The following is a 16,275-nucleotide window of genomic DNA, read 5'->3' as shown; positions in this document are numbered from 1 at the left end:
GACATTCTATTTACCCATTGATACGATTTAATTGAGAATGATTTTCATTACCAAAAGTTTTTAGGAGTGATACAATTGGTGCTTACAGATCTCAAACAAGGTGATACAGCTATCATAACGGACTTATCAAAAGTGAACATTCTTGTACAACAACGTTTAATGCATATGGGTATGATAGAAGGTGTCCAAGTAGTTACTAAACGTAGTATGCCTTTTGGTGGACCTTTATTTCTTGAATCTCATGGTCAAAATATTAGTATTCGTCGTAATGAAGCTTCTCGGATTCGAGTGGAGCAGTTATGAGTGAGATTGCATTATTCGGAAACCCAAACACAGGTAAAACATCATTATTTAATCATTTAACAGGATCATATGAATATGTAGGAAATTGGACTGGGGTTACAGTAGAAAAGAAGGTCGGTCTACTTAGAGACAAAAAAAATCACCTAATTGATCTTCCAGGCATTTATTCATTAAAACCCCTTTCAAGTGATGAGGATGTTGCTACTTTATTCTTATTAAACGAAAAATTTTCAAAAATATTAAATATCATTGATGCTTCTCAGCTAGAAAGAAACTTACACTTAACTATTCAGTTGCTAGAGTTCGCAAAACCAATGATCATCGGTTTAAATATGATAGATGTTTCAAATCAGCGTGGGATTAAGATAAATGAAACGAAACTATCAGAATTACTTGGTGTTTCCATCTTCCCTATTGTTGCTCGTAGTGGGAAAGGATGTAAAGAATTACTTAACAGTCTTGATTCTAACACTAGTAAAAATATAGAATCTTTTAAAATAGATTATGGATCTATTCTTGAAAATAAAATAGAGGAATTATCAAAATTATTGCCATCCAATTTAAATATCTCAAAACGCTGGTTGGCCATACAATATTTCGAAGGTAATGAGCAGGTGAAAAAATATCTTCAATCATTCATTCCCGAGAATTGTTTACAGGAAATTTATTTAGATACTGAAAAACAATTGATTACAACAGAAGCATTGAGCTCATTAACTAAATTTATTCATAATAAAAGGCATCAACATATAAAAAAAATCACTTCACAAATTCTTGTAAAAACAAAAACTACAAAACCCACATTTACAGATCGACTAGACAACATTGTCACAAACAAAGTTTTAGGCATTCCAATATTTCTGACTTTATTGTACATCACATTTATGTTAACGTTTGATTGGCTTGGATTTCCTTTAGCAGATATTTTAGATGGTTTTATATCTGGACCGTTAACAAACTGGATCATGGCTTTACTAGGTTTAATTGGAGCTTCGGCATTTTTGGAATCCCTTGTTATAGATGGAATCATCGCGGGTGTCGGCGGTGTACTTGTTTTTGTTCCGCAAATTTTTATTTTATTTTTTGCTATTTCATTACTAGAAGATTCAGGTTATATGGCACGTGTTGCTATGGTCATGGATAAACTGATGGAAAAAGTGGGATTAAACGGAAAAGCCTTCATTCCCATGATTATTGGATTTGGATGTAATGTGCCTGGTGTCATGGCCGCAAGAACAATTGAACAACCAAAAGAACGCTTATTAACGACTTTATTAACCCCTTTTATGTCATGCTCTGCTAGATTACCAGTTTATGCTCTATTTGTAGGTGCTTTTTTTGTCAAATATCAAGCATTTGTCGTTTTATCTCTTTACGTACTAGGTATTGTAATTGCACTTATTTTAGCTAGAATTTTTTCTTCAGTATTATTAAAAAATGAAACATCTGTTTTTATCATTGAATTACCCCCCTACCGTGTACCTCAAATAAGAACCTTATTTAGAAGTACTTGGGATAAAGGGAAAGGATTTATACGAAAAGCAGGGACAATCATTTTTGCTGGATCTGTTCTCATATGGTTACTGTCTTATTCTGGACCTTCTGGATTTGATGTTCCTATGAATGAAAGTTTTCTAGCCATGATAGGTGGCATCATTGCTCCACTATTTACTCCACTAGGCTTTGGCACTTGGCAAGCAGGGGCAGGACTACTAACAGGCTTTTTAGCGAAAGAAGTCATCATTTCAACGATGAGTATTATATATTTTGTACCAGAAGCGAACCTCCAAGCCTTTATGGCAACACAATTCACCCCTCTTTCAGCATTTAGTTTTATGGTTTTTGTTTTATTATACGTGCCTTGTTTGGCTACTGTTGTTGTGATTCAAAAAGAATTAAACTCTAAAAAATGGATGGCTTTTTCCGTCTTCATTAGCTTTTTCATTGCTTATGTTTTAAGCTTTTTGATTTATCAAGGTGGGAAATTAATAGGATTCTGATAGGAGTTGACTGAGATGTTTATAAATTACGTTTTCATTGCTTTTATTTTTGGCTACGCTGGCTGGACATTTTTTAAGTTTTTTAAAAAGAGCAAAAAAGGGAAATGTGCAAACTGTGAATTAAACAAAACTTGCCAAATTCAATGTGATCAATTTGAAAAAAAGGAGACTCCTATCTATTGAAAAAATTAGAGAAACGTGACATTTTTTCAATTACGATACCTATTATGCTTCCAATAACAGCACTCCCAATAATATCAGAAGGGTAATGATGCCCTACCCAAATTCGTGATATTCCCGTTAACACTGATAGTCCCAACATAATTAATCCAAGGACACGTTTGCAAAGAAAAACGGTAGTAGATATGGCAAACACAAGTAAGGTGTGTTTACTAGGAAATGAAGAATCCATCTTTGAAGGAATAAGTATACGAACACGACGTTTCATAAACGGTCGCGGTTTATAATAAAACAATTTAATTAAAAAATTCATCATTAAAGCAACTGTTAAAGATTTCACAGCCTTTTTAACCATTTTTTTATCGGAATGGTGTTGAAACCACATGAAACCCAAAATAAAAATAAATACAAAACGAACCTTATTTGAAATTAGTATCATTATAAAATCAGTTAGAGAATAACTCCCTGCCTTTATATTCCTAGACATTTTATGATCCATAAAAAGTGCTCCTAACTTTTTAGATATTTGTACTATTCCCCCCTAAGTGAAAAACATGTAATATGTAACATTAAAAAACGACTCGTTTATCAACCTCATTATTGTCGTTTTAAATAGACCACAACATAAAATTTTTTTAATGTACAAGTCATAACACGAAAAGAAACCCGTCGTGTTTTTTCTTTGCATAAATATGCCCAAACAGGAAATAACAGTAAAAGATGACTCTTCGAATGGGAAAGGGTATATTTGAACACAATAAAATCTTTATATCCCGAAAGGAGCACCCATGAGTAAAAAAATATCACCTCTCATGAAAAAACTAAGTTTTTTTGGTCGATCTCAAAAACTTAATGAATATAGCGAGCTTTCTCCCTATGATCGAGAATCAGAAAAAGTATATCGAAGACGTTGGCAGCATGATAAAGTTGTACGCTCCACTCATGGTGTGAATTGTACTGGCTCATGCAGTTGGAAAATCCATGTGAAGGATGGGATTATTACATGGGAAACACAGCAAACTGATTATCCTACAACAGGTCCAGATATGCCAGAGTACGAACCAAGAGGATGTCCAAGAGGTGCTAGTTTTTCATGGTATACATACAGTCCTTTGCGAGTGAAATATCCATATATTCGCAGTACACTTTTACAACTTTGGAAAACAGCTTTGGATACAGAACAAAATAACCCTGTAGCTGCTTGGAGAAGTATTGTTGAAAATCCTGAAAAAGCGAAGGCATATAAAGCAGCCCGAGGCAAAGGTGGATTAGTTAGAGTTACTTGGGATGAAGTCAACACAATCATATCTGCATCTTTAATCCATACGATTGAAAAATATGGTCCAGATCGCATATTAGGATTTTCTCCTATTCCAGCCATGTCTATGGTTAGTTATACGGCAGGCAGTCGTTTTTTATCTTTATTAGGTTCACCATTGCTAAGTTTTTACGATTGGTACGCTGACCTACCCCCTGCTTCTCCTCAAATTTGGGGTGAACAAACGGATGTACCTGAAAGTTCTGATTGGTATAATGCCGGGTATTTATTAGTATGGGGATCAAATTTACCTCAAACTAGAACACCTGATTCACACTTTATGGTTGAAGCACGTTATCGAGGAGCGAAGGTCGTTGCTGTGAGTCCAGATTATGCCGAGTTTGTGAAGTTTGCAGATAATTGGTTGGCTGTAAATCCTGGTATGGATGGAGCACTAGCGATGGCAATGACTCATGTCATTTTGAAAGAGTTTTATGTAGACAATGAAACCGAATATTTTAAGCAATATGTTAAAAAATATACTGATTTACCCTACTTAATCAAATTAAAGAAACAGGATGATGGGCAGTTTATTGCCGATCGTTTTTTAAGAGCTAGCGATTTGGGTATGCCTATGAATAAAGCGGAGTGGAAAACGGTTGTTTTTGATGAAAAAACGAATCAACTAGCTGTTCCCAACGGAAGCATAGGGCACAGATGGGAAGGAAAAGGAACTTGGAATCTACATTTAAATGATGAAGAACAAAACTTAAATCAGGTTGAACCCTGTTTAACACTGCTTGGAAAAGAAGATAACATTGTAAATCTGTCTGTTCCTTATTTCGATGAAGAAAATAAATCTATTTTAAACCGATCCGTCCCTGTAAAAACCATCCAACAAAAAGATGAAACCCTCTATGTAACTACCGTTTTTGACTTATTACTCGCTAATACAGGTGTAGATCGCAATCTACCTGGGGATTATCCAAAAAATTATGATGATCCTAAACCTTTCACACCCGCTTGGCAAGAAGCTATTACAGGTGTAGATCGTAAAGTAGTCGCTCAAATCGCAAGAGAATTTGCTCAAAATGCGATTGATACAAAGGGCCGCTCTATGATTGTGATGGGATCTGGAATTAACCACTGGTATCACTCTGACACGATTTACCGTACAGTATTAAACCTTGTCCTTTTAACTGGATCACAAGGAGTAAATGGTGGAGGATGGGCTCATTATGTTGGACAGGAAAAAGTACGTCCATTAGAAGGTTGGCAATCTGTCGCTTTTGCAAGAGATTGGGGCGGTCCACCCCGTATGCAAAATGGAACCTCTTTCTTCTACTTTGCAACGGAACAATGGAGATATGAAGAAGCGCCTGTTAGTGAGTTAACTTCCCCTTTGATTAAACAGCCACGTTACCAGCATAATGCTGATTATAATATATTGGCGGCACGATTAGGGTGGCTTCCTTCCTATCCACAATTTGATCGAAATAGCCTGGGTTTAGTTGAAGAAGCTGGGAGCAAATCTAAAGATCAGGTCATTCAATATGTAGTAGATCAACTAAAAGAAGGAAAGTTAAAGTTCGCAATTGAAAATCCCGAAAATCCCGCTAATTTTCCAAAAACGATGTTTGTATGGAGAGCCAATTTACTCGGAAGCTCTTCAAAAGGTCATGAATATTTCCTTAAATATTTGTTAGGAACACATCATGGTAATTTAAGTGAGGAAAATTCGGATCTACGCACAAGTGAAGTTCACTGGGATGAAAAGTCTCCACAAGGTAAGTTAGACCTGTTAGTGAATATTGATTTCCGAATGACTGGCACAGGATTATACTCAGATATTGTTCTGCCTGCTGCTACATGGTATGAAAAATACGATATTAGCAGTACAGACATGCATCCTTTTGTTCACCCATTTAACCCTGCCATTGCGGCCCCATGGGAAACCCGATCAGATTGGGATACGTTTAAAAAGTTAGCTAAAACATTCTCAGAGTTAGCAGCAAAGTACTTAAATGAACCAAAAACAGACGTTGTAGCTACCCCTTTATTACACGATACCCCTGATGAAATCTCACAACCATTTGGTCATATTCCCGATTGGAAAAAAGAAAATATAGAGCCGATTCCAGGAGTGAATTTACCTAGACTCCATCTTGTAGAAAGAGATTATACAACTGTGTATAAAAAGATGATTGCACTTGGTTCTAAAATCAAAGATACAATAGGCGCTAAAGGCATCAGCTGGGATGCAAAAGATGAATACGAAAAATTAAAAGGCATTAATGGTACTGTGGATGAAGATGAGTATAACGAAGATTACCCTAGTCTTTTTACTGATAAAAATGTAGCGGAAACCATTTTAACTTTATCCAGTACAACAAACGGCTCGTTGGCAATGAAAGCATGGGAAGCTCTTGAAAAGAAAACAAACTTAAAACTACAGGATTTAGCGCAAGAAAGAGCAGAAGAACATATGTCTTTTAGTGAAATTACAGCTCAACCAAGAAAAGTGATTACTTCTCCCGTATTTAGTGGAACAGAAACAGGAAATAGACGTTACTCCCCATTTACAACAAATGTTGAGCGAATGATTCCTTGGCGTACATTAACAGGAAGACAACATTTTTATTTAGATCATGAAATGATGTTTGAGTTTGGTGAAGAGTTACCAATATTCAAACCCCCATTAAGAAAAGCTGCATTCTATGAAACAGATCATCGTCCAAACACAAATGGAAAAGAAATTACCTTACGTTATTTAACACCTCATTTCAAATGGTCCTATCACAGTACATATGGAGATACACTGCCCATGCTTACCTTATTTCGAGGTGGTCCTCATGTGTGGATGAATAACGAAGATGCGAAACAAGTAGGGATTAAAGACAACGAATGGTTAGAGATGTACAATCGCAACGGAGTTGTTGTTGCTCGTTCCGTTGTCAGCCATCGACTGCCTAGAGGTGTGGCTTTTATGTACCATGTACAAGATCGCACCATCAATGTGCCAGGTTCTCCAACAACAAAACTTCGTGGAGGTACTTTTAATAGCCCAACAAAAATCCATGTAAAACCAACCCAAATGATTGGAGGATACGCACAATTAAGTTATGGATTTAATTATTATGGCCCTACTGGAAATCAAAGGGATGAGAAGGTGATTATAAGGAAACTGAAAGAAAATGAGGTGGATTGGCTTGAAAATTAAAGCACAGTTTGGCATGGTAATGAATTTAGATAAATGCATCGGTTGTCATACTTGTAGTGTGACTTGTAGTAATACTTGGACCAATCGTCCAGGTGCTGAATATATGTGGTGGAATAACGTTGAGACAAAACCCGGCATTGGTTATCCAAAAGAATGGGAAAATCAAGATACTCACAAAGGCGGTTGGGTTTTAAAAAACGGAAAATTAGAATTAAAAGCAGGTGGTCGTGCCAACAAATTATTGAATATCTTCCACAATCCCAATATGACACCTATTGATGAATATTATGAACCGTGGACTTACGATTATGAAAAATTAATCAATAGCCCACAACAGGAACACCAACCAGTGGCAAGACCTAAATCTCAATTAACGGGTGAATATATGGATATTAAATGGGGACCTAATTGGGAGGATGATCTTGCGGGCGTTCATGAAACAGGTTTAAGAGATCCAAATGTCATCAATATGGAAGAACAGGTACGCATGGAGTTTGAACAAACCTTTATGATGTATCTACCTCGTATCTGTGAGCATTGCATTAATCCACCTTGTGTTTCATCTTGTCCTTCCGGTTCCATTTACAAACGAGATGAAGATGGGATTGTTTTAGTTGATCAAGATTCATGTCGTAGCTGGCGTTTTTGTATGACAGGGTGCCCCTATAAAAAAGTATATTTCAATTGGAAAACTCAAAAAGCTGAAAAATGTACATTTTGTTTTCCTAGAATTGAAGCTGGTTTATCAACAATTTGTTCAGAGACATGTGTAGGTCGAATTAGATATATAGGTTTAGTCTTGTACGATGCTGACCGTGTGGAAGCTGCCGCTTCTGTTCCAGATGATAAAGATATTTATGAAGCTCAATTAGAGATTTTCCTAGATCCAAATGATCCTGAAATCATCAAACAAGCTAAAAAGGACGGAATTAGTGAAGATTGGATTGAAGCAGCACAACGCTCACCAATTTATAAAATGGCTGTTGAGCAGAAAATTGCACTGCCATTACACCCAGAGTATCGTACATTACCTATGGTTTGGTATGTTCCTCCACTCAGCCCAATAATGGGAGCTTTTGAAGGACAAATGGATGTGCTTGATCCAAATGTTATTTTCCCAACGATTGACCAATTAAGAATACCGATTGAATATCTTGCAAATCTATTGGCAGCAGGTGACACTGAGGTTATCAAAAATGCTCTAAAAAAGATGGTTGCCATGAGAAGTTATATGCGTAACGTAAACATAGGTAAGAAAAATGATATTAGCTTTTTGGAAAGAGTCGGACTTACAGAAAAAACAGTAAAGGAAATGTATGAGTTATCAGCAATTGCTAAATATTCTGATCGATATGTCATCCCATCATCACATCGTGAAGAAGCAGGAGATATGTTTCTTGGACAAGGAACTGCTGGATACGATTTTAGTGAAGGTTGTTCGAATTGCAGTTGTGGCAGTGAAAAAGAAGAGCAATATCAATTTGGCGAAAAGTACTGGAGTGAGATGGATGGAAGATAATCAAAAAATTTTTAAACTTATATCAATACTTTTACAATATCCTCAATATGATTGGAAAAATAATAAAGAACTAATGGAGGAGATTTCAAACCTGAAAAATCCTAAAATAAAAGAACGATTTTTAGCATTCTTGTCTTATGTAAATAGCGAAGAAATGGATGAACTATGGAAAACGTATGTAAATGTTTTTGATTTTAATGAAAAAACAACGCTTTATTTAACCTATATTATTTTTGGAGATAATCGTGAACGAGGCCCTGCGTTTGTCAAATTAAAACAAGAATTTGAAGATGCAGGATTCATTTTAGAAAAGGATGAGTTACCTGATTATCTTCCGCTCGTGTTAGAATTCGCATCCATAGCACCAAGGGAAAATGCAAGTAAGTTATTTAAAATACATAGAAAAGCAATCGACCTTCTTCATCTTGAGTTAAAAAAATGTAATAGTCCATATTTAGATCTATTAGAAATTTGCATATCTACGATTGATAATTATATAAAAGAAAGTAAAGCATCTTAGGAAGTGAGGTACTAACAAATGAGTTTATTGGATCAATTCCTATGGTTGATTTTCCCCTACTTAATGTTAACCATCTTTGTAGTAGGACACATTTACCGTTATAATACCGATCAGTTTGGATGGTCTGCAAAGTCTAGTGAATTCTTGGAAAAGAGGTTTCTTAGATGGGGAAGTTTATTATTTCACTGGGGGATTATTTTTGTCTTTTTTGGACATGTAGCTGGAGTACTTGTTCCCAAAGGCTTCTATGAACAAATCGGAGTAACTGAAGAAATGTATCATTTTGGAGCTGTATGGTTTGGAGGAGCAGCAGGCATTATGGTCGTTGTAGGGGGATTCCTTCTGACTTTACGTCGTGTTTCAATTAAACGAATTTATAAAAATAGCAGTATGAGTGATTTCATAGCTCTTATTATGTTAGGTGTCGTCGTATTGCTTGGTTTTACCAATACGATTGGATATACAGCAACAGGCGGGACATTTGATTATAGGGAGAACATTGGACCTTGGTTTCGGGGTATTCTCTCATTTAGACCTTTACCTGAACTTATGATCTCAGCACCACTTGGGTTTAAGTTACATATTCTATCTGCCTTTGTTCTATTTGCCATGTGGCCATTTACTCGATTAGTACACATATGGAGTATTCCACTCACCTATTTAAAAAGAAGATATGTTGTTTTCAGAAAAATGAACCCTAAAAAAGCTTTAAAAAATACATCAAAATAACTAGGTAACTAAGAGTTGTAAAGAAGGTGATCTTATGTCAGGTCCTTCATTGAAAAAATTGCATGCTCATCGCTCTATCCACGATGGCGTAATTACTGAAGGTAGAGATTTAATGGAGAAATTTTTAAAATTGTATAACAATAATCAAATCAAACTAGCACGTATGGTTACTGATGAACTTACAGAGCATTGGGAAACCCGTGCTATCGCTCATGCTGATGCTGAAGAAGAAGGTTTTTATCAAGAAAAGTTGGATCAAAAGCCTGAATTATTGGAAAAAGTAAACAAGCTGAAACGTGACCACGAGTTATTACGAATTTTATTGGGAGAAATCAAAGAACTTCTTCCTAGGGATGAAACCCATGAGGACGTGATAGACCGTTTTAAAACTATGCAGATTCTTATGCAAATACATAATCGTGAAGAAGAACAATACTTGCTTTCAGATCACTGAAAATCACTTCACTTACATAAAAACAGACAGGGAAATCCCCCTGTCTTTTCATTTAAACTCCGTATTTAATTATGCCTTTACTGTTGATTTATATAATCCTGATGCTTTTAGTTCATTAAAGAAATCTTGAAATTGTGGAATATCCAGTTGTTGTTGTGAATCAGATAAAGCAGTAGGTGGATCAGGATGAACTTCTACCATCACACCGTCTGCACCGGCAGCTAAGGCCGCTTTCGCACATGGAAGTAAAATGTCTTTTCGACCTGCTGAGTGAGTGACATCTACTAATACAGGTAAGTGGCTTTCTTGCTTCAAAATAGGTACTGCAGAAATATCCAACGTATTTCGAGTCCATTTTTCATAAGTTCTTATTCCTCGTTCAATTAACATGACTTGTGAATTTCCTCTAGAAACAATATATTCTGCAGCATGTAAAAATTCTTCCATCGTAGCTGACAAACCTCTTTTAAGCAAGACAGGTAGGTTGGACTCTCCTGCTTCTTTCAGCAGTTCAAAGTTATGCATATTACGAGCACCGATCTGTATAATATCAATATAATCAGAAGCCATTTCGATATGACGAGGATCTACAATCTCACTTATTGTAGTTAAACCAAACTCCTCTCCTACCCTTTTCAATATATCCAAACCTTCTACACCTAACCCTTGAAAATCATATGGTGAAGTTCTTGGCTTAAATGCTCCTCCTCTTAATACAGGTACACCTGCACCTTTAATTGCAGCCCCTACTTCTCTTACCTGCTCATAACTTTCTACTGAACATGGACCAGCAATTAATACGGATTCATTCCCACCGATAAAAGTACCGTCTGGAAGATCAATCACAGTATCCTCAGCTTGTTTCTTTCTGCTCACCAATAAATGTTTTTTATGTTCTTTAGATTGGAGGTCTAAAGAAGCTTTAAAAATTTGCTTGAACAAATGACGAATCGTCCCGTCTTCAAATGGACCATCATTTAAAGAAATGATCTTTTCCAACATTTTATTTTCACGTACTGGATCAAATTTAGGCACTCCCTGTTTCTCTTTAATGTCACCAATTTCTTTAGCGATATTAGCACGTTTAGAAATTGATTTTAATAGTTCTTGATTAATTTTATCCATTTCTTCCCTTAAATGATCTAGTTGTACATTAGACATTTCTATCACTCCTTATTTTATATAAATTTTCACAAAAATACATATTTCATCCCTTTTCGACACAATTTAAATATATCGTTTAAAAAAATATAATTTATGCATCTTCTAATTTCTTTGAACATTTAGTTAAGAATACAAAAAAAGCCTTTTCATCCTCAAGGGACGAAAGACCGCGGTACCACCCTAATTAAAAGCATTATCAATCATATCTATGCTTTTCACTTAAACATGATAACGGTATAGAAACCGGTAACTAATTTTCATGAAACAGTCATTTTTCAAAAACATTCGACCCGGGTCTTGACCGCTTCACTTTTCAAAGTTCGACTCCAGAGTGAACTTCAGCGACAACTTCCAAGGCATGCTTTCAGTCAGTGACTTGCCCTCCCTGTATGGCGTATCCTTCGCTTACTCTTTCCTTCAACGTCTTTTGCCTTTATATTAGATTGTACAATTGAAGCTTATTATAACGAATAATAAATAAGATTACAACTATTTATTTAGAAGCGTTTATACAAAAATGCAATAAAGCTTTAAACTGATAGTTAATTTGATATGTTTTATTATAAAAGATTAACAATTAAAAGTATAATCTATCCCATATAAAAATATCATAGTCCTATCATCATTTAAAAAATGGGTTGTAGTCATTTCATTTATACTTTGTTTTTAATACAAGATAAATGATTAAGATCATACTTAACGTAATAATCAAATTTACATAACGTTCTTGAATATAAAATAAATCATACCCAATCATCGATTCAATCCATATGGTAGGTACTTTACCCATTAGGGTCACTAACAAGAAATCTAAAAATCTCATTTGAGCAGCAGCAGCCCCAAAGGTAGCAGCTCCTGAGGGTACCATTGGTGCAAGCCTAGCTGATAATAAAACAATCGCTTGTTTCTTCCTAGTGATTCCTTGCAACTTCTTTACCCATTTCCAAGAAAGTGAATCCCCTTTCCACTTTTTTAATCCCCAACGATATACTAAATAGGCTGCCCCTGCTCCAAATGTTTCTCCAATAATCGATATAAAAAATCCATAAAGAGGACCAAAAACAACCACATTTGCACCTGACAAAAAAAGGGATGGCAACAATCCAACAATACCAATGACAATATTAATGAAAATACTTATTAGAACAGCCCAGACGCCAAAGTCACGGAGCCATTCCGCTGCTGTTTCAAATTGCAACATAACTCTTTCCTTCCTATCTGGGGATAGCCAATATAGGTGAGTATACTTCAGCACAACGAAGCTTATTATAACGAATAACAAGTAAGATTACAAAGAAGCTTTTATAAAAAAACAATAGAAACTTTAAAATAACAACATTTATTTAATATATTTAAAAGATTAGTAAGTAAAAGAAGTACAATTTTTTTTATAAAAAAAAACCAACCATTATTTTAACAACAATGGTTGGTTCGTTATACACCTGAACAATTATTATTTACTTACTAATTCCAAATCACCTGTGTTTGACGAAAGTTTAATGATAGGCCCTTTCCCTGTTATATAACTGGGTATGTTAATGACTTCTTCTCCAGTATCCGTATCAAAATCAATTTGTAATGCTTCGGGAGGTTGTTGTGATTTTATTATAATATCACCAGTAACCGATTTTCCAACAATATCATCAATAATCTGTTCTAATTCCAATAAGATTTCACCTGTGTCTGTCCTAATATCGAAAGATCCTTGAACTACATTTATATTCATATCTCCAGTTACTGTTTTTAATACATATTTATTAGATGATACATTATTCATTTCAACACTGGCAGACTCCGTATGTACTTGAAATTGTGTAAACTCTGTTTCTGGTACTTTTACGATTAAATCGTATTCGGTATACAAGTCAAATAAATTCCCTTTTGTTTTTTTAACCTCTATAGAGGCTTGACCGTCAGATTCCTGAATATCTAATTCATAATTATTTTCTGTCTTTTTAGTTGTTTTTCCTTTCATTTTAACCTGAATTTGATCTCCTTCAGACTGAACAATTTGAACTGTTCCTACTGGTGAAATAATTTGGACATGATCAACATTTGCAACAGAGAGTGATTTATTAACTTCGAAATCTACTAAATTAAGCTCTGAATCTCCTTGATAAAACCAATACAGATTTGCAACACCGATAACCCCAATAATAAAAATTGATAACAGTATGATCTTTTTCATATCATTTTTTTCCACCTATCATTATAAAATTAGTTCCATATACAAATTATATTTTATTTATTTCTATTTATGAAATAAATTAACAATTTTAATAGCTAGATTATATTTGTTGAAAAAGAAGTATTCGATGTTTCATTTGCATTTTTAATTGCTTTTAACAAACTTTGTTTTAAAATATTACATCCTTCATTTAAGTTTTCTATTCCTATCGTTAAAGGTGGTAAAATTTTAATGACATGATCATTTCTTCCTGCACTCTCTATGATCAATCCATGTTCAAAACAATCCTTGATCACACCACTGGTAATATTGTTGTTTTTAAGTCCTGATAAATCAATTCCCCATATCATTCCAATTCCTCTAATATCAATAGAAGAATCTATTGGTTTTATTTCTCTTTCGAGAAACTGTTTAATAAAATATTCCTTTCTTTTTACTTCTTCTTCTAACTTTTCTTCTTCAATGATCTCCAAAGCTGCTTTGGCAGCAATAAATGCCAATTGGTTCCCTCGGAAAGTCCCATTATGTTCTCCTGGTTTCCAAATATCTAACTCGGGTCTGATCAATACTAATGACATAGGCAGTCCATATCCACTAATAGATTTTGATAAAACAACGATATCTGGTATGATGTCGGCTCTTTCAAATGAAAAAAATGAACCTGTTCGTAAACAACCAACCTGTATATCATCACAAATGAGCAGAATATCATGTTCATCACATAATTTTCTTAATTTTCTCAACCACTCTATGTCCGCAACATTTACTCCTCCCTCAGCTTGAACAGTTTCAATAATCATTGCGGCTGGTTTTTCAATTCCTGAATGCGTATCATTCAAAATATATTCCATATATTTTATCGTATCCATATTTCCAAATGGACCATGATTGAATGGAATAAAGGTAACACCATCTAAATCTAGTCCTGCACCTGCTCTATTTGATTTATTACTTGAAATTGATAAACTTCCTAATGTCATACCGTGGAAACTTCCCATTAATGCAAAAATTCCTGTACGTTTTTTGAATTTTCTAGCCAACTTTAATGCTGCTTCTACTGCATTCGCACCTGTTGGTCCACTAAATTGAATCTTGTAATTTAATTGACGTGGACTTAATATTTTTTCATGAAATGCAGATATGAAATCCTCTTTAGCACTAGTATATAAATCTAAACCATGCATAATTTTATCTGAAGTAATATAATCTATCATTTTGCCCTTCATGTAATCATGATTATGTCCGTAATTTAATGCACCTGCACCTGCTAAAAAATCAATGTAACTTTCCCCTGTTTTAGCATATAATATTTCCCCTTTTGCTTTATCAAAAACGACAGGATAGTTTCTGCAATAAGACCTTACATTTGACTCTATTTTTTCAAAAATATTCATTAGTTTATCTTCCTCTCTATTTTTATTATTTATAGTTAAATTTATTTAGTTAGATTCAATAACTTCTATCGAATTAAGTTCCATATTATCTTTGTCATCATCCTGCTCTCTACTAAAAAATTCTCTTAGTTCCTTATTTCGATGTGCTATAAAACCAATGATGATTAAAGTGACACCTGAAATCGTCGTTAAATATGTCCAACTGACCATCTCTAATACGGCTCCATATATCCATAGACCCACTGGTACACTCATTGTAGCTACTGTTGTAACAATTCCAAAAAAACTTGCTCTCATTTTCTCTGGAATATAAATTTGCACATAAGACACCATAGGAATGTTAGCCATAGCATTAAACATCCCCATAAATGTTAAAATAATCATATATCCTAGCAAAATGACCAATGAAGATTCAATTGATATATAAGGTATCTCTGGGAAAATCCATAACACTGTCATAAACGCTAATAGTTGAAATAGTATAAATATTTTGTTAATAACAAACTGACCTATTTTTTTGATCGCCACTAATAATGCCCCAACGATAAGACCAAAACCTAATGCCCCCTCTATTAAAGCTATATAAAATTCAGACATTTCATAGATTTCACGCATAATATAAGGCATCACTAGCGTTACGATTGGTATAAACATAAAATTAATGACAAGAAAAATGCCTAGCAAATATTTTAACTCGTTGCGATCTTTGATATATTGATAAACTTCTTTCATACTTTCCCAGTAAGTACTGTTTTGCAAAAACTCCTCTGACTTTTTTCTAAATACAAAAAACACATTAATGATGCCTGATAAAATAAATGAAATACCGTCAATAAGAAACACCATTTCAATTCCAAAAGCCCCATAAGCAAAGGCACCAACAAATAATCCTACAATACTTAATAAAGTGCTAATACTCTGAATATTAGAATTTACTGCCATCACTCGATTCTTAGAAACGAGTTCAGGGATAGATGCATTCATAGCTAGTAAAAATACAGCTTGAAACGAGTATAGAATAATAACATAACAAATTAATAATGCTATATTGGCTGGTTGAAATAAAAACAAAACTAGAAATAATATGGTGGTTATACCACTTAATAGATCCGTAGCTATTAAGATTTTTTTCTTATTACTCCTATCAATAAGCACTCCTGCAAACAAGTTTACAAGGACACCTGGTATATAGGTAAATCCAAATACAAAGCCAAACATTAAAGGTGAACCAGTAATGTCTAAAATATATAAGCTAAGAGCAAACCTTAATGCTACGGAACCTAGCTCAGATATTAAACGGCTAATACTAATTAAAACGATATTTCTAGTATCTGACATATTCTCTT

General features: G+C 34.5%; 14 protein-coding genes and 1 other annotated feature. Of the genes, 8 read left to right on the top strand and 6 right to left on the bottom strand.

Going from position 1 to position 16,275, the window contains the following annotated elements:
• The first annotated feature begins 78 nt into the window (after positions 1-78).
• From ERL59_RS14230 to ERL59_RS14220, 3 genes are read left to right on the top strand one after another with little or no spacing between them, the layout of a single operon-like run.
• Positions 79-303, top strand: a complete 225-nt coding sequence (locus ERL59_RS14230; RefSeq protein WP_407925718.1) for a FeoA family protein — start codon at positions 79-81, stop codon at positions 301-303.
• Positions 300-2,303, top strand: a complete 2,004-nt coding sequence (feoB, locus tag ERL59_RS14225) for a ferrous iron transport protein B (RefSeq protein ID WP_160646887.1) — start codon at positions 300-302, stop codon at positions 2,301-2,303. The genes ERL59_RS14230 and feoB overlap by 4 nt, the downstream gene beginning before the upstream one ends.
• Positions 2,304-2,318: 15 nt before the next feature.
• On the top strand, positions 2,319-2,486 hold the full coding sequence (locus ERL59_RS14220; protein WP_160646886.1) for a FeoB-associated Cys-rich membrane protein: 168 nt from the start codon (positions 2,319-2,321) through the stop codon (positions 2,484-2,486).
• Here the strand turns inward: ERL59_RS14220 and ERL59_RS14215 are convergent.
• Positions 2,476-2,982: an undecaprenyl-diphosphatase gene (locus tag ERL59_RS14215; protein ID WP_160646885.1), complete on the bottom strand. Its 507-nt coding sequence runs from the start codon at positions 2,980-2,982 to the stop codon at positions 2,476-2,478. The genes ERL59_RS14220 and ERL59_RS14215 overlap by 11 nt on opposite strands.
• A 289-nt stretch (positions 2,983-3,271) precedes the next feature.
• Here ERL59_RS14215 and ERL59_RS14210 point away from each other — a divergent pair, with 289 nt between their 5' ends.
• The 5 genes from ERL59_RS14210 to ERL59_RS14190 are packed head-to-tail and all read left to right on the top strand — an operon-like array spanning position 3,272 to position 10,183.
• Positions 3,272-6,961, top strand: a complete 3,690-nt coding sequence (locus ERL59_RS14210; RefSeq protein WP_160646884.1) for a nitrate reductase subunit alpha — start codon at positions 3,272-3,274, stop codon at positions 6,959-6,961.
• Complete coding sequence (narH, locus tag ERL59_RS14205) at positions 6,951-8,480, top strand: nitrate reductase subunit beta (protein WP_160646883.1); 1,530 nt, start codon at positions 6,951-6,953, stop codon at positions 8,478-8,480. Before ERL59_RS14210 ends, narH begins: the two co-directional genes overlap by 11 nt.
• Entirely contained in the window at positions 8,470-9,000 is a 531-nt protein-coding gene (gene narJ / locus ERL59_RS14200; protein WP_160646882.1) for a nitrate reductase molybdenum cofactor assembly chaperone, read from the top strand. The genes narH and narJ overlap by 11 nt, the downstream gene beginning before the upstream one ends.
• Positions 9,001-9,018: 18 nt before the next feature.
• Positions 9,019-9,729, top strand: coding sequence for a respiratory nitrate reductase subunit gamma (narI, locus tag ERL59_RS14195; protein WP_160646881.1), 711 nt, complete (start codon positions 9,019-9,021; stop codon positions 9,727-9,729).
• A 34-nt stretch (positions 9,730-9,763) separates the two neighbouring features.
• Positions 9,764-10,183 (top strand): hemerythrin domain-containing protein, encoded by a 420-nt coding sequence (locus ERL59_RS14190; protein WP_160646880.1) that lies wholly within the window; start codon positions 9,764-9,766, stop codon positions 10,181-10,183.
• 69 nt (positions 10,184-10,252) lie between these two features.
• Here the strand turns inward: ERL59_RS14190 and ERL59_RS14185 are convergent, their stop codons facing one another.
• The 5 genes from ERL59_RS14185 to ERL59_RS14165 form a co-directional block, all read right to left on the bottom strand.
• Entirely contained in the window at positions 10,253-11,344 is a 1,092-nt protein-coding gene (locus tag ERL59_RS14185; protein WP_160646879.1) for a bifunctional 3-deoxy-7-phosphoheptulonate synthase/chorismate mutase, read from the bottom strand.
• A gap of 155 nt (positions 11,345-11,499) precedes the next feature.
• Positions 11,500-11,777, bottom strand: a binding site (T-box leader).
• 219 nt (positions 11,778-11,996) lie between these two features.
• Entirely contained in the window at positions 11,997-12,548 is a 552-nt protein-coding gene (locus ERL59_RS14180) for a TVP38/TMEM64 family protein (RefSeq protein ID WP_160646878.1), read from the bottom strand.
• Between the two features lie 252 nt (positions 12,549-12,800).
• Positions 12,801-13,535, bottom strand: a complete 735-nt coding sequence (locus ERL59_RS14175) for a DUF4097 family beta strand repeat-containing protein (protein ID WP_160646877.1) — start codon at positions 13,533-13,535, stop codon at positions 12,801-12,803.
• Positions 13,536-13,630: 95 nt separating this feature from the next.
• The gene (gene ectB / locus ERL59_RS14170; RefSeq protein ID WP_160646876.1) at positions 13,631-14,929 is read right to left on the bottom strand and encodes a diaminobutyrate--2-oxoglutarate transaminase; all 1,299 of its coding nucleotides are present in this window, start codon (positions 14,927-14,929) and stop codon (positions 13,631-13,633) included.
• A 45-nt stretch (positions 14,930-14,974) separates the two neighbouring features.
• Positions 14,975-16,267, bottom strand: coding sequence for an MFS transporter (locus tag ERL59_RS14165; RefSeq protein ID WP_160646875.1), 1,293 nt, complete (start codon positions 16,265-16,267; stop codon positions 14,975-14,977).
• Positions 16,268-16,275: the final 8 nt, after the last annotated feature.

Origin of the sequence: Chengkuizengella marina (genome assembly GCF_009910845.1) — a bacterium.
Taxonomy (GTDB): Bacteria; Bacillota; Bacilli; order Paenibacillales; family KCTC-33759; genus Chengkuizengella; species Chengkuizengella marina.
The sequence above is the reverse complement of the archived record's forward strand: the minus strand, read 5'-3'. Positions and strand labels throughout refer to the sequence as shown.